Below are 18665 nucleotides of genomic sequence, written 5' to 3'. Positions count from 1 at the left end.
AAATTAATTAATTCGAATAAACGAATATAAATATCGCCTTTCTTTTCTTGCATGTGGGTCTGAAGAAACTCTGAATATTCTATTTCGACTTATAGTGATCCACGATCACTTCGTTCTAAAAAGCAACGGACTCTGTATAAGATTCTATTTTCGACACAAGAAAATAAACCTTAAGTTGCTTTTGTTGACGCAAACCCCTATGCGTTTATTCGAAGCATGTGGCTTGCCCTCTATCGCCGACCTGCGAAAGCATCAGAGAAGTCTCTCATCAGGGTCACCAAACGCCCGGCGCAATCGCGGATCTCGCTTCTGTGCCGGTCGTCATTATTGGTGACCAGCCATTGCCGATGGCGCAATTCGGTAATCTCATCACCGACCCGCTGAAGCTGCGGATGGCTATCACCGACAAAACACGGCAGGACCGCAAGGCCCATGCCTGAAACCGCCATATCCTTGAGGGAGCGCGGGCGGTTGACGGTGATCAAGATCTGTTCGGCCTTATGCTGATGCGGCCATTTCAAATAGGCCGAGATTGCCGTATCTTGCGCGACCGCGATCCAGGGCTGCACTTCCAGTTCGTCAGCAAGGCGGTGGCGATAGGCCGCGTAAGCAACCTCGCCGAGCGGGACCCTGGCAAGATTGCTCTCCTGCGGCTCAAAAGCCCGGATACCGATATCGGTTTCGCGATGCGCAAGGGCAGCGCGCTCTTCGGTAATATGCAGATCGAGCCGAAAGCGATCATTGCTCCGGCACAGCTTCGGCAGGTTCTGGGCGATCAGCCAGGAAATCCATGTTCCCGCTGTCACCCGCACCAGTGCTGGCTGCGACGTCTGCTGGCGCCAGAGATCAATGCCGCGCTCCGCCGCCTCAAAGGATTTCAGGTGATCGAGCAGGGCACGGCCATCCACCGTTAACGTATACCCCGTCTGGGCGCGATGAAACAGAATCCGGCCCAGCTTTTGCTCCAGCTCCACCATCCGCCGGCCAAGGGTGGCAGCACTGAGGCCGGTGGACTGGACAGCACCCGTCAGCCCGCCATTGCGCGCCACATCAATGAAGAGCTGGTAGGTATCCCAGGGCAGGTTTTTCATGAGTGAATGATATAGCGCAAACTCGGCGATATATCCATCATCCATGAAACGCTAGCCTTCTCCAGAACACTGGAGATGACGGTCATGGACTTTATCGGATTGCTTGCCTTTCAGGAGACCATACGACGAGAGGCGATCAACCGCCATGCATTGACGCCAGCCCAGCAAGAGGATGCGTTTTACACGTTTTACAGTGAGCCATCCTGGCCGCGCCTAAGCCGGATCGTTTCCAGACTGTTCGGCACGCGAAAGCGCCGCAGGTGCGCGCCGGAGGATATGGATGCGCAGGCGGAAGCGACAATCGCCGCTTTGCCGCAGGCGCCAAGGTCTGATCAGCCGATAACGCCGATCAGCATCAGGCCATAGACCATGAAGCAGGCCATCAGGCCGAGACCCGCGCTGCGAAGAATAAGCTTGTTCTGATCGTCACGCGCCTTGGCAATAGCAATGGCGCGGGCCTTCCGGATGGGTCTGTTCATTGGCAGCACTTTCCAAAAGTTAAGCGGGGAATCACCCCGACCTTGATCGTAACCCTAACCCGTCCCGAAAAACAGCAAAACAACGAGGCGGAAGATCACGATGACTGAGGTATATTAACAACTATTGAAAGATGGTGGCGGGAATGCGGCATGACGCGAGACTTGCCCCTGCAGGACACAATTGCGGTAAACAAATCGTATCGTCGCTCTTGGAAGGAAAACATTACGCCGCATGGCCCGCCGCATGGCCCGACGCCCAGGCCCACTGGAAATTATAGCCGCCCAGCCATCCCGTGACATCGACGGCCTCGCCAATAAAATAGAGACCCGGCACCGTCTTGACCTGCATGGTCTTGGAGTCCAGCACCTGGGTATCGATGCCACCAAGGGTTACTTCGGCGGTGCGATAGCCTTCCGATCCCGCCGGTTTGATCTGCCAGTTGCGCAAGGCATCAGCAATGCCCGCCAGGACCTTGTCGGACAGGTCGGCCAGCGGCTTTTCCAAACCGTGGCGCTCGGTCCAGTATTGCGCCAGCCGCTTCGGCAGATATTGGCCCAGCACCGTCTGCACCGCCTGGCGGCCATTGTCGCGGCGGGCGGTTTTCAACAGATCCAGACAGTCCAGTTCCGGTTGCAGCGAAAGAGAAATCGCATCGCCTTCGCGCCAATAGGAGGAGATTTGCAGAATGGCCGGGCCGCTCAGACCGCGATGGGTAAACAGCAGCGCCTCACGAAACTCGGTCTTGCCATGACGCACCAGCGCATCGACGGCCATGCCGGATAGCGGTGCCAGTTCCTCCAGCAGCCCCGGCTCCAGCGTCAACGGCACCAATGCCGGGCGGGTCTCGACCAGGCCAAGCCCGAATTGCTCGGCAAGCCGATAGGCAAAGCCGGTCGCACCCATTTTCGGGATGGATTTGCCGCCGGTGGCGACGATCAGCGATTGGCAGGCGATGGCACCTTCAGAAGTTTCGACCCGGAAACCGTCCAGCGTCTTCTCGACAGCCCGGATGTCGGTCTGCATATGCAGCTTTGCACCGGCGGCGCGCATCTCTTCCAGCAACATGCGGATAATGTCCTTGGCGCTGTCATCGCAGAACAATTGCCCAAGGGTCTTTTCATGCCAGCCAATCCGGTGGCGCTCGACCATGGCGATGAAATCGGCAGGGGTGAACCGGGCCAGCGCCGATTTGGCAAAATGCGGATTGGCGCTGATATAGTTCTTTGGTCCGGCATGAATATTGGTGAAATTGCAGCGCCCACCGCCGGAAATGCGGATCTTTTCGCCCGGTGCCTTGGCATGATCGAGCACGGCGACAGTCCGGCCCCGCTGGCCAGCCCGGATCGCCGCCATCATGCCGGCGGCCCCTGCCCCGATCACCACCACATCCACCCGCTTGTCCAATGTCATGTCCTCGTCATCATCGCCATGTCTGTTGTGTTTTCGATCGGCAAAGCGATGTCAATTGCATATTCACCCTCGCCAATTCCAGCGAGGCGGATATGATGGCATCATTATCAACACAGATCCGGTGAGACATGCCTGCAAAAAAGACAATGCTCAGACCCAAGGGCGCAGCGTCCAAAAAAGCAGGCATTCCCCCAGATATCAGCCCGACGCGTGGGGTCAAGACCTGGAAAGAAGCGGCCTCCTGGCTGCGCTCCCGCGGTATCGAGGATATCGAATGCATCACGCCGGATCTGGCCGGTGTGCCGCGCGGCAAGATGATGCCGAGCTCGAAATTCACCAGCAATACCTCGCTTGCCCTGCCGTCAGCGCTGTATCGCCACACGATCTCAGGCGAATATCCCGATGAAACCGGCAATTTCCGCTATGATAGCCGCGATAGCGACATCAAGCTCTTGCCGGATCTCTCCACGCTCTCGGTCGTGCCCTGGGAGACCGATCCGACCGCGCAGGTGATCTGTGATATCGTCGGCACCGAAGGCGAGGATGTCAGCTATACGCCGCGCAACGTGCTTAAAAACGTCCTCAGCCTCTACGAGAAAAAGGGCTGGAAGGCGGTTGTCGCCCCGGAAATCGAATTCTATCTGGTCGCCAAGAACGAAGACCCGGATTACCCGCTGCATCCGCCGAAAGGCCGGTCGGGCCGGTCGATCATCGGCGGCCAGGGCTATTCCATCGCCGGGATCAACGAATTCGACGAGTTGATCGACGATATCTATCATTTCTCGGCCAAGCAGGGCCTGGAAATCGACACGCTGATTCATGAGGAAGGCCCGGCCCAGCTGGAAATCAACCTGCGACACGGCGATCCGATTGAGCTTGCCGACCAGGTCTTCCTGTTCAAGCGCACCATTCGTGAAGCGGCGCTGAAGCACGGGATCTTTGCGACTTTCATGGCAAAACCGATGCAGGGCCAGCCGGGTTCTGCCATGCATATCCACCAATCGGTGGTGGATATTGAAACTGGGCGCAATATCTTTTCAAAGGCTGATGGTTCGCCGTCGTCAGAATTTTTCCACTTCATCGGCGGCATGCAGAAATACGTGCCGACTGCGCTTGTGATGATGGCGCCCTATGTCAATTCCTATCGCCGCCTGACACCCGATATGGCCTGCCCGGTCAACAATGCATGGGGCTACGACAATCGCACCACGGCCTTCCGGGTGCCGATTTCCGATGCAGCGGCGCGGCGGGTGGAAAACCGGCTGCCAAGCTCGGATGCCAATCCCTACCTGGCGCTGGCCGCCTCGCTTGGCTGCGGCTATCTCGGCATCTGCAAGGCCATCGAGCCAACCGCGCCGACAGCAGATACCGCCAATGAAGGCTCGATCGAGCTGCCACGCGGCCTGCTGGAAGCCGTCGCCCTGTTGGAGAGCGAGCCGGATTTCGAAACCGTGTTTGGCCGTGCCTTCATCGATATCTATGCAGGCGTCAAGCGCGGCGAGTTCGAGACCTTCATGCAGGTGATCAGCCCCTGGGAGCGTGAATTCCTGCTGCTGAACGTCTGATCCATACAGCTGTCATGGCGCCCACCGTTCCGGTCGGGCTGCCTTGCAGCATTCAAAAAGGAGCTTCGCATGTGGCAAAGCCCGATTGCACCCGGCCTTTCCTGGTATCAAGCCACCGTGGGCGAGCGCCCGGAATACGATCCGCTGGACGGCTCGACCACGACAGATGTCGCCATTGTCGGCGGCGGCTATACCGGCTTGCAGGCAGCCTACACGCTGGCGCGCGCCGGTGTCAGTGTAGTGCTGATTGAGGGCGGGCGGTTTGGTGATGGCGGCTCAGGGCGCAATGGCGGCCAGTTCGGCACCGGCCAGCGAGCATGGCCGGAGGAGCTGGAAGCCGAATTTGGCCTCGAGCGCGCCAAGGCGCTGTTCGATATGGCGGAGCACGCCAAGGCCTATATTCTCGACTTTGCTCGCGAACACCAGATCGACATGGAATTCATGCCCGGCCAGCTGAATGTCGAGCATAAGCGCGGCAAGGACAAGGAGTATCGCAAGAGCGTCGAGATTGCCGCGACCCGGTTCGGCTATTCGCATATGCATTTCATGGACCGCGAGGAAACGGCGGCGCGGCTTGGCTCTTCCGCCTATTACTGCGGCATCCGCGATATCGGCACCGGCCATATCCACCCGCTGAAACTGCTGGTGGGACTGGCGAAAGTGGCAAAGAACGCCGGAGCCCGCCTGCATGAAATGACCAAGGCCACATCAATTGCCCAAAGCGGCGGCAAAACCATGATCGAAACGCCGAAGGGTACGATTACCGCCCGCCATGTGCTGATCGCCACCAATGCCTATATCGGCAATCTGGAGCCGGTGACGGCGGCCCATGTCATGCCGATCCGCTCCTTCATTGGTGCCACCGTGCCGCTCAAGGATTTCCCGGACATCCTGCCGGGTTCGGAAGCAGTCGCCGACAGCCGGTTCGTGGTGCGCTATTTCCGCAAGACCCGCGACGGACAATTGCTGTTTGGCGGACGCGAAGCCTATACCGCCGACAGCCCGCGCGACATTTCCGACCATATCCGCCGCCAGATCACCGAGATCTATCCGGCCCTTGATGGCATCGAAATGACCCATGCCTGGGGCGGCTCGGTCGGCATCACCCTGAACCGCCAGCCCTTTGCCCGCGAGGTGATGCCCGGGGTGATTTCCGTCGCGGGTTATTCCGGCCATGGCGTGATGTTGTCAAACTATTGCGGTACGCTGTTTGCCAAATCGGTTCTGGGAGAAACCAGCGAGTTGGACCTGTTGAAGGAGTTAAAGGTTCCAGCTTTTCCAGGCGGGTCCCGGCTGCGCTCGCCGCTTCTGTTCCTGGCGCTCAGCTGGTATGCCCTGCGCGACCGTTTTTGAAGGAACGCTATTCACGCTTTCGTTTTAGAAGGGTCGGCCGTTTTAGAAACGCTAGGACTGGCTTTTTTAAATCGATTGAATTATAAACCGTGCCAACAGCCTTGCCCATTAGCCTAGCCGATGGCCATGAATGAGAGATGCCCGTATGAGCAGCCAGATTATTCCTGTCGAACCCTTTGACTATGTCGTCTTTGGCGGCACCGGGGATCTTGCCGAGCGCAAGCTTCTGCCGGCCCTTTATCACCGCCAGTTGGCCGGCCAGCTCACCGAGCCGACCCGGATCATCGGGGCGTCCCGCTCACCGATGACGGATGCGGAATACCGCGAATTCGCTCATAAGGCCCTGAAGGAATTTCTGAAGCCCGATGAATTGGAAGAGAGCCAGGTCAAGCGCTTTCTCGACCGGCTGCATTACGTCTCGGTCGATGCCAAGGATGACAAGGGCTGGGATACGCTGAAAAAGCTGCTGGATACCGGCAAGGACATCGTGCGCGCCTTTTATCTCGCCGTGTCCCCGTCGATTTTCGGCGATATTGCCGACAAGATCCGCGATCACAAGCTGATCACCAAATCCACCCGCATCGTGGTGGAAAAGCCGATTGGCCGCGATCTCGCCTCGGCGCAGGCGCTGAACGACACGATCGGCAAGGTGTTCAAGGAAGAGCAGATCTTCCGTATCGACCATTATCTCGGCAAGGAAACCGTGCAGAACCTGATGGCCCTGCGCTTTGCCAATGCGCTTTATGAGCCGCTGTGGAATTCCGCCCATATCGACCATGTGCAGATCACCGTGGCCGAATCCGTCGGGCTGGAAGGCCGCGTCACCTATTACGACAAGGCGGGCGCGCTGCGCGACATGGTGCAGAACCATATCCTGCAATTGCTGTGCCTCGTTGCCATGGAAGCCCCGTCCTCAATGAACTCAGAGGCTTTGCGTGATGAAAAGCTGAAAGTGCTGCGGGCACTGAAGCCAATCGACGCCTCCAATGTCGAAAAAATGACCGTTCGCGGCCAGTACAAGGCCGGTGCTTCGGCGGGTGGTGCGGTCAAGGGCTACACGGAAGAGCTGGGCGACAGTTCCGACACGGAAACCTTCGTCGCCATCAAGGCCGAGATCAACAATTGGCGCTGGGCGGGCGTGCCGTTCTATCTGCGCACCGGCAAACGGCTGGCAGGCCGCGTTTCGGAAATCGTCATCCAGTTCAAGCCGATCCCGCATTCGATTTTTGGCGATGTCGGTCGCATCGAGGCCAATCAGCTGGTCATCCGACTGCAACCGGATGAGGGCGTCAAGCAATGGTTGATGATCAAGGATCCAGGTCCGGGCGGCATGCGCCTGCGCCATGTGCCACTGGATATGAGCTTTGCCGAATCCTTCGGCGTGCGCAATCCCGACGCCTATGAGCGCCTGTTGATGGACGTGATCCGCTCCAACCAGACGCTGTTCATGCGCCGCGACGAAGTGGAAGCGGCCTGGAACTGGGTCGATCCGATCCTGAAGAGCTGGGAAGAGATCGGCCAGCGGGCACAGGGCTATACATCGGGCACCTGGGGTCCAAGCCAGGCCATCGCGCTGATCGAGCGTGACGGTCGCACCTGGCACGAGAATGACTGAGGGCAACGGCATCATGGCGCATACACTGCATAGCTTTGACAATGGCGCAGCGCTGGCAACAGCGCTGGCCGACCGGGTGGCCGCAGCGCTGACGGAGGCGATTGCTGCCTCCGGTGCTGCTTCGCTGGCCGTCTCCGGCGGGTCCACGCCCAAGGCCTTCTTCGAGGCCCTGTCGCAAAAGGAATTGGAGTGGGACAAGGTCTCGGTAACACTGGTCGATGAGCGCTTCGTGCCTGAGGATAATCCACGCTCCAACCATTTGCTGGTTGCCACGCATCTGTTGAAGAATCAGGCCGCCGAGGCCGAATTCGTGCCGCTCTATGCGCCGGAAGAGACCATCGAGGCTGCGGCTGCGGTGGCGAGCGATGCGGTGTCCGACCTTGGCACGCCGCTCGACGTGGTTATCCTCGGTATGGGAACCGATGGCCACACCGCCTCGTTCTTTCCCGGTGGCGACAATCTCGAAGACGCGCTTGACCTGACGCTCCCGCCCCGAGTGATCACCATGCAAGCGCCGGGTGCTGGCGAGCCGCGCCTGACCTTGTCTTTCTCCAGCCTCGCCGATGCCGGTCTGTTGATCGTCCATATCGAGGGCGCGGAAAAGCAGGCGGTGCTGGACAAGGCGCTGGCGGGGACGGACGAGACCGAAATGCCTGTTCGCGCCGTACTGGCCCGGGCTGAAACACCTGTCGATATTTACTGGGCGCCCTGATCTCGATCAGAACGCCCTGAGAGCCAGGCTGGTATCAAAAGCGATGCGGCCTTGACGAACGAGGCCCAATAGCGCGGGCGACCGCAGCGCTCTAGCAAGCGCCAAGGTCGCCGCCCCTGCCCTTTTCAGGAAGGATGCTTTCCATGAGTGCCGATCACCGTATCGAAGCCATCACCAAGCGCATTGTCGAGCGCTCCAAGCCAACCCGCGAAGCCTATCTGGATCGCGTTCGCCGGGCCGCTGGCAAGGGCGTCAACCGTGGCTCTTTGGCCTGTGGCAATCTCGCCCACGGCTTTGCGGTCTGTTCCCCCGGGGACAAGGCCGCACTTGCTGGCGACACCGTCCCCAATCTCGGTATCATCACCGCCTATAACGACATGCTCTCGGCGCATCAGCCGTTTGAGACCTATCCGGCCCTGATCCGTCAGGCGGCCAGCGAAGTGGGCGGCGTCGCCCAGGTGGCAGGCGGTGTACCCGCCATGTGCGATGGCGTCACGCAGGGCCAGCCCGGCATGGAGCTTTCGCTGTTTTCCCGCGATGTGATCGCCATGGCGGCTGGCATCGGCCTGTCGCATAACATGTTCGACGCGGCGGTGTTTCTCGGCGTCTGCGACAAGATCGTCCCCGGCCTGATGATTGCTGCGTTGACATTCGGTCATCTCCCTTCCGTGTTTATTCCGGCCGGGCCGATGACCACGGGCCTGCCGAATGACGAAAAGACCCGCATTCGCCAGCTCTATGCCGAGGGCAAGGTGGGCCGGGCCGAACTGCTGGAAGCTGAATCCAAATCCTATCACGGCCCCGGCACCTGTACCTTCTACGGCACGGCCAATTCCAACCAGATGCTGATGGAAATCATGGGCTTTCATATGCCCGGTGCTTCCTTCATCAATCCCGGCACGCCGCTGCGCGATGCGTTGACCCGTGAAGCCGCCAAGCGGGCGCTGGCGATTACCGCGCTTGGCAATGACTATACGCCGTCAGGCGAGATGATCGACGAGCGCTCCATCGTCAATGGCGTGGTCGGCCTGCATGCCACGGGCGGCTCCACCAATCACACCATGCATCTGATCGCCATGGCACGGGCGGCGGGCATTCTGCTCAGCTGGCAGGATATTTCCGACCTCTCCGACATCATTCCGCTTCTCGCCCGCGTCTATCCGAACGGCTCTGCGGATGTGAACCATTTTCACGCCGCCGGTGGCATGGGCTTCCTGATCAAGCAATTGCTGCGCGCCGGTTTTGTGCATGACGATGTGCGGACCGTCTATGGCCAGGGGCTTGCTGCCTACACGATCGAGCCACATCTGAACGCCGACGGCACCGTAGACCGCCAGCCCTCGCCCGAAGACAGCGCCGATCCGAAAGTGTTGTCGCGGATCGAAGCGCCGTTCCAGGCGAATGGCGGCTTGAAAATGCTGACTGGCAATATGGGCAAGGCCGTGATCAAGATCTCCGCCGTCAAGCCGGAACGCCACATTGTCGAGGCGCCTGCCATGGTGTTCCACAGCCAGCAGGACATGCAGGATGCCTTCAAGGCCGGCAAGATGAACCACGACTTCATCGCCGTGGTGCGCTTTCAAGGCCCAAAAGCCAATGGCATGCCGGAACTGCACAAATTGACCCCATCGCTCGGCGTGCTTCAGGACCGTGGCCTCAAGGTGGCACTGGTGACGGACGGACGCATGTCCGGCGCGTCGGGCAAGGTGCCAGCCGCCATTCACGTCACACCGGAAGCCGTCGACGGCGGACCAATTGCCAAGATCCGCGATGGTGACATGATCCGCCTCGATGCTGTGGCCGGAACGCTGGAAGTGCTTGTCGATGCGGCGGAATTTGCCGCACGCAGCCCTGAAGTCATCGACTTGGCGGATAATGACTTCGGCATGGGACGTGAACTGTTTGCCCCGCTGCGCCGCATTGCAGGCCCGGCAGACCAGGGCGCCAGCGTGCTGTTCTAGAATTTATCTTAGGAAAAGGGGAAACCTCGCTTTCCGAAAACAAGAGACGTTAGAGTCTGCCTGGTTCAACCTGAACCTGACAGACTCGACAGCACCGTGCACTTTATGCGCAGCAGCCATCATCGCGAATAGCATTCAGAAGCAATGACCCTGTGGGCGAACATCACGGGAGCATGATCGGCGAACTCATAGCATCATGTTCTATAGGCCGAATGACTTCACAACCCTAGGTGATTTTCATAGGCAGTCAATTCAACCAATAATGATATATGCCATGCTGCTCTTGGCAAAGAGCCATGGCAATTGCGATGCAATCGCGTCGATTAGAATGCGAGAGCGTTACTGCCACCTATATTATACGAAAGCTCGAAGATGTGCTGCATCCTCTCGTTGAAAACACTGGCTATCTCAGTTTCAAAATAGACTAGATTTTTTCGCAAATGGAATACAAAACCCGGCTTTTAATAGTGTTTGCATTACGAAAATCATTTCAATTTCATCTTCAATTTTCAATCGAAAATTGAATATAAAAATTGCAATTTTTCGTTAAGCTTCATATTTTGCTTTCCTTTTTTTATTATTCATAAATTTTTAGTTTTTTTATTAGATTATTAGAAAGAAATACAAATATTCGCCATTCGAACGGCCAGAATTGATTTCATCCCATATTCCAAGCCGGAACGGCAATGACAGTATTTCTATTTATCGGCCGGTTTTACTTGCCGATAAATCTCGATGCCTGATTGCTTCACAATTATTTAATTCATTTTTCTCTACATTAGGTTTTATTAATTTACAACCCAAAATGATGGGAAATGATCTTGAAACGAAACGAGGACACTGAGCCATGCTCGACAATATGAAACTTAACCACAAGATTTATGGTGGTTTTGGCATCATCATTGCCATACTCATTACAATTGCAGGGATGTCGGTGTACTCGAACACCGGCAATCAATCCGATTTCTCGGATTATCGCAGCATTGCCCGGCTGACCAACGAAGCGGGCCGCGTGCAGGCGAATATGCTGGAGGCCAGGCTGGCCTACCTGAAGTATCAAGACAATCATTCTGCCGATAATCTTGCCAGTTTTGAAAAGCGAATAGCAACGACCAAGGAGAGTGCTGCCAATCTTTCGTCCATGGCCCGCACCGATGCCGAAAAATCCGCGTCCGCAGGGTTCACGACAGCCGTTGCAGACTATGAAAATGGCTTCAAGGCCGTCGTTGCGGCACAGACGGAACGCGACAAACTCGTCAGTGAAAGCCTCGACCGGCTTGGACCCGGAATTCAAAAATCCACCTCACAATTGCTCGCTGATTTCGACAGCAGTGGCAATAATGTCGCAGCGTACAAAGCCACCCTGTTCCAAATCTCGACCTTCGTGATGCGCTTGTCGGCCACCAAATATCTGCTGAACAACGAGAGTAAGGATTTCGAAGCCGCGATGGCAGCGGCACAGGATGCGCTGGCCCGCAGCACAGAGGTTAGCGCCGCCATCGTCATTCCCGAGCGCGCTCAACGGTTCAACGCCACTCTGGATGATCTCAACGCCTATATCAGAGATCTCACCAAGACGCAGGCGATCATCGCCAAGCGCGATTCCATCGTCAACAATGTCATGAATGCCGTTGGCCCCAAACTGGGCAAGGAAGCCGAGGATTTGAAGCTGGTTCTGAAAAAAGAGCAGGACACGCTCGGCCCTCGCATCGATGAGACAATGCGCGATGCGATCACCACCGCCATTATTGTCGCCGCACTCGCCCTTGTCGTCGCCACCGTGCTGGCTTTCATAATCGCCCGCAGCATCAGCCGCCCGATCTTTGCGATCACCTCGGCCATGGGCAAGCTGGCCGACAACCAGCTGGAAACGGATATTCCAGGCCTCGCCTACAATAACGAGGTCGGGCTGATGGCCAAGGCCGTCAATGTCTTCAAGCAGAATGCCCTCAAAATTCGCCAGTTGGCGTCCCAGGAAGCCGCTTTGCAGCAGAAGAATGCCGATCTGCAATCCGATATTGCCACAGTCGTTTCGGCAGCAGTGGCCGGTGACTTCACCAGCCGCATCACCAAGCACTACGACAACCCGGATCTGGACGCCTTTGCCCATAACGTCAACACGCTGGTCGACTCCGTGGACAAGGGCATAGCGGAAACCAGGCGCGTTGTGTCCGCCCTTTCCAATGGCGACCTGACGGAAGCCATGAGCGGCAAGTATCAAGGTGTGTTTGCCGAGCTGCAAACCAATGTCAATGACACCATGACCAAGCTGCGGCTGCTGATGGAGCAGGTGCGCCAATCCGCCGATGTCATCAATGGCGGTGCCGATGAAATCCGCCAGGCCTCCAACGATCTGTCTCGCCGGACAGAGACCCAGGCGGCCTCGCTGGAAGAAACCTCGTCAGCCCTGGAAGAAATCACCGTGGCGGTCAAAACCTCGACCGAAAGGGCGCAGGAATCCAGCAAAATGGTCTCCGAAGCCCGTCAATTTGCCGAGCAATCCGCCAATGTCGTCCAGGACGCGACAGCCGCCATGAGCCGCATCGAGCAAGCCTCCAACGAAATCACCCAGATCATCAATGTGATTGACGAGATTGCTTTCCAGACCAACCTTCTGGCCCTCAATGCCGGGGTAGAAGCTGCCCGTGCTGGCGAGGCCGGCAAGGGATTTGCGGTCGTGGCCCAGGAAGTGCGTGAACTGGCCCAACGCTCGGCAACCGCTGCCAAGGATATCAAGGCCCTGATCACCAAGTCCTCAAATGAAGTGGAGACGGGCGTGAGACTTGTAACCGGCACCGGGGAAGCCCTGAAGGAAATCCAGCAAAAGGTGATTGGTATTTCCAGCCAGGTGACATCGATTGCCACGGCTGCAAACGAGCAATCGACCGGTCTCAGCGAGGTCAACACCGCCGTCAACCAGATGGACCAGATGACCCAGCAAAATGCCGCCATGGTCGAGGAGGCTGCTGCCAGCACATCGAAACTGGCCGAGGAAACCGTCAACCTGCTCAATCTGATCTCGCAGTTCAAGGTCCACAAGGCCGACCACGGCATGCGTCGCGCCGCCTGATCAGGAGATATGTTCAAAGGATATGCCGGGGGGACAAGCGCTCCCCGGTTATTCCGTTGGAATAAACGCCCTTCACACCTCCGGTTTTTTTTAATTTACCTTTGTGCCAGCTCCTATAAAACGGACCCCAGACGTTACAGGGTCGTGCATTTTATCAACCACACGATGCTGTAACACATTAAATTTTCTGCATAATTTTCTCCTTAAATCGATTTCGACTGAAGGAATTATGCAGTAGACAGGAGTTCATAGTGTCATCAATTTCAGATAGCGATCATCATTCAGGGTCTTCACAGACCGGTCAAAAAAACGAACGATTGCAAGATAACACGCCTCTTCAACCAGGCTCGGCCAATGGCTGGCGTGAACAATGGTGGCGGATCGTCGATATGAAGATCGGCGTCGTTCCCGTTCCAATTTATATTCTTCTCTTCGTGCTGATTGCCGCCTTCGCCGCCACCGGCAAGGTGCCCTCCGACCTGACCATGTCGATTGCCATTCTGTCCTTTGGTGGCTTCTTCTTCATGCAGCTGGGTCGCTGGCTGCCATGGCTGGGCATGATGGGGGGAGCGGCGATCCTGTGTTTTGTCGTGCCGTCTGCCATGGTTTTTTATGGCCTCATCCCGCCGCCGGTCGCTGAAGCGATCGACAGTTTCGTCAAGAGCTCCAATTTCCTCTACATGTATATTGCCGCCATCATTGTCGGCAGCATCCTCAGCATGGATCGTAGCGTGCTGATTGCCGGGTTTTTCAAGATTTTCGTGCCTTTGGCAATCAGCTCGATAACCGCCATGCTGGTTGGCACCCTGGTTGGTGTCGTCATGGGAATGACCTTCGAGCATAGCCTGTTTTTCGTCGTGCTGCCCATCATGGCCGGAGGCCTGGGCGAAGGCGCAATCCCTCTATCCATGGGCTATTCCGGCGTTCTATCTCAGCCGCAGAACGAGATTTTCGCGCAGATTATTCCCGTCGTCATGCTGGGCAGCTTCACAGCCGTGGTGATCTGTGGCCTGCTGAATGTGCTCGGCAAACGCTATCCTCACCTTACTGGTGAAGGCCGGTTGCAGGCGGGCCTGCTGAATATCGACATTAACGGCAAAAAGCCGGGTGAACAGCCGGTGGACCGCGCGATGATTGCCACGGCAGGCGTCACCATCGTCACCTTCTATCTGGTAGGTGTTCTCGCCCAGCGGCTTCTGGATTTTCCAGCCCCAATCACCATGCTGTTTCTGGTGGTGATTGCCAAACTGGGTCAATTGGTCTCGCCAAGCCTGGAAGACGGCGGACGGGAAGTTTACGCGTTTTTCTCGCGCATCGTGACCTGGCCCCTGCTGTTTGCCATGGGCATTTCCTACACGCCGTGGCAATCCTTTATCAGCGCCTTTACCCTGCAAACGGTGGTCACGGTGGTCAGCACCGTGCTGACATTGATCGGCACCGGATTTCTGTCCGCCCGGCTCGTCAAGATGTTTCCCATCGATGTCGCCGTTGTGGTCGGCTGTCACAGCGGCCAGGGCGGCACCGGCGATATCGCCATTCTGACCGCCGCCAACCGGATGAGCCTGATGCCCTTTTCACAGATTGCCACCCGCATCGGCGGCGCCATCACAGTCACCTGCGCCATCCTGGCTTTCCAGCATCTGGTTTAAACACGAAAACGCCGCGCTGTTGCCAGCGCGGCGTGATCATATCGAGATTTCTTCGTGTTACAGCTTTGCCATGTATTTCGGCAGTTCAGCCACTGTCGGCACAACGATCAGCGTCTTGATATCGCCGCGCTTGTAGGCGGCCAGGAAGCGCGGATATTCCTGGAACACCACGCAGCCACTGGAATCGCCGCGCACCCGTAGCAGGAATGTGTGGGTGAGGAAGCCATCGCGGCCATACATATTGTTGCCGCCAACCGGCGTCATGCGTAAGGCCTCGACACCATGGAACAAGCTTTCGCGCAGGGTCAGCCGATAGATATTCGGCGGAGTCGCACCACGGTTCTTGATATGGACGGAGCGTGGATTATCGCGATTTTCGCCGCGGCCGGAATGTGCCACCAGCTTTTCGCCATTGGGCATATAGACCGTGGCGCTGGAAATATCATAGACGGCAACACCGCTGCCGCGACCGGGCAATGAGGCGCGCTTGCGGAAGATCGACGGGCTTTCATCGTCGTCCATCACCTCTTGTGAGCGGGCATAGGCCATCACTGTCTTCGGCGCGGTTTTTTCCGGCGCGGATTTCAACGGAATGGTCTTCGGCTGCGGCCGGGCAGAGGTGTCTGTGTCAGCATCTGTTTCAGGCTTGGGTGCAACCAGGACTTCACGGAAAGGATCGCTCTTGGGCCGGTTGATCGGCGCTGGCACCACATCCGGCAGCATGGCCACCTGCATTGGCTTGGCGGCGGCTGGCGGTTCAGCCGAAGCAATCGTCACGGGGCCAGCTTGTGACGGAGCGACAGGATCGCGACCACGGTCTGCGACCAGGGCGGTAGCGACCGGCTGCAATTGCGCGGACAAGGGCTGGTTTATCTGGCCAAGTGGCGGCGCCGTCTTCAAGATCGCCTCAGCAACCTGCTGCGGCGGCATCGCGGTTGCTTGAACTGGCTGCGGCTTTGCCGCCACGGCCTCGGCGACCTGGCTGCCGGTGTCGTTGCTCCAGCGCTGCGCCAACGCCCGTTCGGCAATGGAGACGGCCAGTGCCTGTTCGAGGATAGCGCGTCCTGCGAGGTCAAGTGGCCTGGAAACCGGAGTGGAAAGGGCCGCGATCTCGTGGCGGACCTGCGCCATCTTTTCCTTCACCACCTGGGCAGATCGGACTTCGTCCCGCCTTACAGCCGCGACAGGCGGCTTTGGCAAGACCAGGCTGTTGCGGAATTCCGCGGCCATATCCCTCGAAAAGGGAGAGGAGACAGAGGCTTGTGAAAACCCGACACCGTGCAGAGTGCTGAATGTGACGGCGACCCAAAGACCGGCGGCAAGGCTACCGCCGACGAGCGCCGCGCCGGACATCAGCCTGGGAACCAGGACGGATTTTGCGCGCCCGGGCCTACCAGTAACGGTTCTGCCAGTGCTGGGAAAGAAATCGACCGCGAACGCCATACTCACAACTCGTACCCAAACAGCCGGTCAGCGGCTGGCGGCTCAACGCCGCAACTTTTTACCAAGGCTGGAGGATATCCAAGCATCCCCGCCTTCAAGAGAGTGCAACTGTCCCAAATGCATGCCGCGCCTGAGACAATTGCCCTGAAGATCCGGTCCAGAAGACCCAGTCCATCGGCAACAAGCGCCGACTGTCTTTAAAGGATGAAGAAACTTGGTAACCAAAGGGTTTACAAAACCCGGTTTTTATCATCGCAATGTCTCATATTCACGCGAATAGAGGAAACGCCACGGATTTACGGCATTTTTAGCACTGCGCGCAGGCGCAAGCCTTTCAGACGGAACTGCCCGAAACTACCGGATAAGGCGTAGGACCAAAACGTCAGGACGCCCAGCGCATCGACATGGACCTGCGCCTGATCTTCAATATTATCAAATATTTGCAAGATAAGAAAAGGAAGGGATACACCATCCAACGGCCCAAAGCAGCTCCCCGGCGAACAGCAAAACGGGGAGCTTGATGCTCCCCGCCAATGCGTCTGATATTTAATGTTTGGTACGCTACCGTACAAAGCGCTGGCTGGCCACAATTGCCTCGCCTGCTGTCATTACCAGGTGCGGACATCCAGAACGCGGTCACGGTGGGCCGGATGGGTGCTGAACACGAAGATCCGATCCAGTTCCTTCTGGGTCAACAACCGCAAGAAACGAATCTCGGCAGTATTGTTGGGGAAGGTCTTCATCAACAACCCGCCCACCTTGTTGATGCGGGCATCGGGAATGTCAAGATAGAATTGCTTGGGAAGGTTGAACTGCGTCAGCAGGGAAATGACGGCGCCACTCTGAGAAATACGGATGATGTCGCATCGGCGCGACGCCATATGGCTCATGCCTTTTTCGGTATATTCCAGGCGCCCGGAATTCATGGTGTCTTCCATGCGAAACCGGCCTTCCCGGTCATACATGAAGGACTCTTCCCTGCGCAGGTAATTTGATTGACCAGCTGCCGTATTCATAACGCCTACCCCATTCACGCCCTCACTGGACACAGGCTAGGGGAACGAACTTAACAGAAAATGGATAAACCGGCCTGCCCGCCCCCTTGGCGAGCCTGCCTTTTTTACCATAGTTAATGCATGGGAAATCAAACCCGATCAACGCTTGTAGCTTTGCCCCTGCGCATCAAAAAGATGTAGCTTTTCACCCTCTGCGGCAAAGCGCAGCCGTTCGCCCCTGGCAACCTTGGCAATGCCCGGCAGTTTCACCACCACCGGCTGCCCCTCGACCGGGCCGTCGACATAGAGCATTGTCACCTCGCCCAGGGCCTCGACCAGGGAAACGGTGCCTTCAAACAGCGCTGGGCCTTCGGCGGCAATGGTCAAATCCTCCGGCCTTACCCCGAAACTGGCCGCCTTGCCTGCATCTTCTGTAGGCACAGCAATCGGCACCGACAGGGTTGAGCGATCCTTGAGCGCGATGCGCGTTTCAGACCCGGCCTCGACGATAGTGGCCGGCAGGATGTTCATGGCGGGCGAACCGATGAACTGGGCAACGAACAGATTGGCGGGGCGCTCGTAAAGCTCCAGCGGCGCGCCGACCTGTTCGATCCGGCCCGCCGACAACACGACAATCCGGTCGGCCAGCGTCATCGCCTCGACCTGATCATGTGTGACATAGATCATCGTGGTATCGGACATCTGTTCGTGCAGACGGGCGATTTCAATCCGGGTTGCGACCCGCAATGCGGCATCGAGATTGGAGAGCGGTTCGTCGAACAGAAAGACTTTCGGATCACGGCAGATCGCCCGTCCGATGGCCACACGCTGGCGCTGGCCGCCCGACAGTGCCTTGGGCAGTCGGTCGAGATAGGGCTCCAATTGCAGGATAGCGGCGGCGGCGCGCACCCGCCGTTCGATTTCCTGTTTGTTTTCACCGGCGATCCGCATGCCGAAGGCCATATTGTCATAGACGGTCATATGCGGGTAGAGCGCATAGGACTGGAAGACCATGGCAATGCCGCGCTTGGAGGGCGGCACGTCATTGACGATCTGGTCGTCAATGCGCATCTCGCCGCTGGTAATGTCCTCCAGCCCGGCAATCATCCGCAAAAGCGTGGATTTACCGCAGCCGGACGGACCGACAAACACCACGAACTCGCCCTTGGCGATGTCTAGGTCGATGCCGTGCAGCACCTTGACCTGTCCATAGGCCTTGCGAATGTCTTTCAGGACCAAGCTTGCCATTGTCCTCCCCCTCCTCGTTTTTGGATCTGCCCAGCTCGCCATGAGCCGGACAGATGACCGTTTGTTAGTTTCA

14 protein-coding genes are annotated in these 18665 nt (G+C 57.5%); 7 read left to right on the top strand and 7 right to left on the bottom strand.

What is annotated here, in order from left to right; translation table 11 throughout:
• Positions 1-230: 230 nt before the first annotated feature.
• From AVCG78_RS01270 to AVCG78_RS01260, 3 genes are all read right to left on the bottom strand, one after another.
• Positions 231-1091, bottom strand: coding sequence for a LysR family transcriptional regulator (locus AVCG78_RS01270; protein ID WP_071585007.1), 861 nt, complete (start codon positions 1089-1091; stop codon positions 231-233).
• 332 nt (positions 1092-1423) lie between these two features.
• A complete protein-coding gene (locus AVCG78_RS01265) occupies positions 1424-1570 on the bottom strand; it encodes a hypothetical protein (protein WP_156540775.1) in 147 nt (48 codons plus the stop codon).
• A 223-nt stretch (positions 1571-1793) separates the two neighbouring features.
• Positions 1794-2981 (bottom strand): BaiN/RdsA family NAD(P)/FAD-dependent oxidoreductase, encoded by a 1188-nt coding sequence (locus AVCG78_RS01260; RefSeq protein ID WP_071584963.1) that lies wholly within the window; start codon positions 2979-2981, stop codon positions 1794-1796.
• Between the two features lie 146 nt (positions 2982-3127).
• On the opposite strand from AVCG78_RS01260, the gene AVCG78_RS01255 reads away from it, so the two are divergent.
• The 7 genes from AVCG78_RS01255 to AVCG78_RS01225 all read left to right on the top strand — a co-directional run bounded on the left by AVCG78_RS01255 (position 3128) and on the right by AVCG78_RS01225 (position 14906).
• Positions 3128-4546 (top strand): glutamine synthetase family protein, encoded by a 1419-nt coding sequence (locus tag AVCG78_RS01255; RefSeq protein ID WP_409065467.1) that lies wholly within the window; start codon positions 3128-3130, stop codon positions 4544-4546.
• A gap of 69 nt (positions 4547-4615) precedes the next feature.
• The gene (locus tag AVCG78_RS01250) at positions 4616-5899 is read left to right on the top strand and encodes an NAD(P)/FAD-dependent oxidoreductase (RefSeq protein WP_071205717.1); all 1284 of its coding nucleotides are present in this window, start codon (positions 4616-4618) and stop codon (positions 5897-5899) included.
• 145 nt (positions 5900-6044) lie between these two features.
• A complete protein-coding gene (gene zwf / locus AVCG78_RS01245; protein ID WP_071584962.1) occupies positions 6045-7514 on the top strand; it encodes a glucose-6-phosphate dehydrogenase in 1470 nt (489 codons plus the stop codon).
• Between the two features lie 13 nt (positions 7515-7527).
• Entirely contained in the window at positions 7528-8226 is a 699-nt protein-coding gene (gene pgl, locus AVCG78_RS01240; protein WP_071205731.1) for a 6-phosphogluconolactonase, read from the top strand.
• A 143-nt stretch (positions 8227-8369) separates the two neighbouring features.
• Positions 8370-10187 (top strand): phosphogluconate dehydratase, encoded by a 1818-nt coding sequence (gene edd, locus AVCG78_RS01235; RefSeq protein ID WP_071205734.1) that lies wholly within the window; start codon positions 8370-8372, stop codon positions 10185-10187.
• A gap of 847 nt (positions 10188-11034) precedes the next feature.
• On the top strand, positions 11035-13257 hold the full coding sequence (locus AVCG78_RS01230; protein WP_071584961.1) for a methyl-accepting chemotaxis protein: 2223 nt from the start codon (positions 11035-11037) through the stop codon (positions 13255-13257).
• A 251-nt stretch (positions 13258-13508) separates the two neighbouring features.
• Positions 13509-14906 (top strand): 2-hydroxycarboxylate transporter family protein, encoded by a 1398-nt coding sequence (locus AVCG78_RS01225; protein WP_015914988.1) that lies wholly within the window; start codon positions 13509-13511, stop codon positions 14904-14906.
• 57 nt (positions 14907-14963) lie between these two features.
• Here the strand turns inward: AVCG78_RS01225 and AVCG78_RS01220 are convergent, their stop codons facing one another.
• The 4 genes from AVCG78_RS01220 to AVCG78_RS01205 form a co-directional block, all read right to left on the bottom strand.
• A complete protein-coding gene (locus AVCG78_RS01220) occupies positions 14964-16349 on the bottom strand; it encodes a DUF2778 domain-containing protein (protein ID WP_081355423.1) in 1386 nt (461 codons plus the stop codon).
• A 296-nt stretch (positions 16350-16645) separates the two neighbouring features.
• Entirely contained in the window at positions 16646-16825 is a 180-nt protein-coding gene (locus AVCG78_RS01215; RefSeq protein ID WP_071204206.1) for a hypothetical protein, read from the bottom strand.
• Positions 16826-16957: 132 nt separating this feature from the next.
• A complete protein-coding gene (locus AVCG78_RS01210; protein ID WP_015914986.1) occupies positions 16958-17365 on the bottom strand; it encodes a hypothetical protein in 408 nt (135 codons plus the stop codon).
• A gap of 138 nt (positions 17366-17503) precedes the next feature.
• On the bottom strand, positions 17504-18592 hold the full coding sequence (locus tag AVCG78_RS01205; protein ID WP_071204204.1) for an ABC transporter ATP-binding protein: 1089 nt from the start codon (positions 18590-18592) through the stop codon (positions 17504-17506).
• Positions 18593-18665 lie beyond the last annotated feature (73 nt).

Source organism: Gillisella vitis, from assembly GCF_021559775.1.
Classification (GTDB): Bacteria; Pseudomonadota; Alphaproteobacteria; order Rhizobiales; family Rhizobiaceae; genus Allorhizobium; species Allorhizobium ampelinum.
The sequence above is the reverse complement of the archived record's forward strand: the minus strand, read 5'-3'. Positions and strand labels throughout refer to the sequence as shown.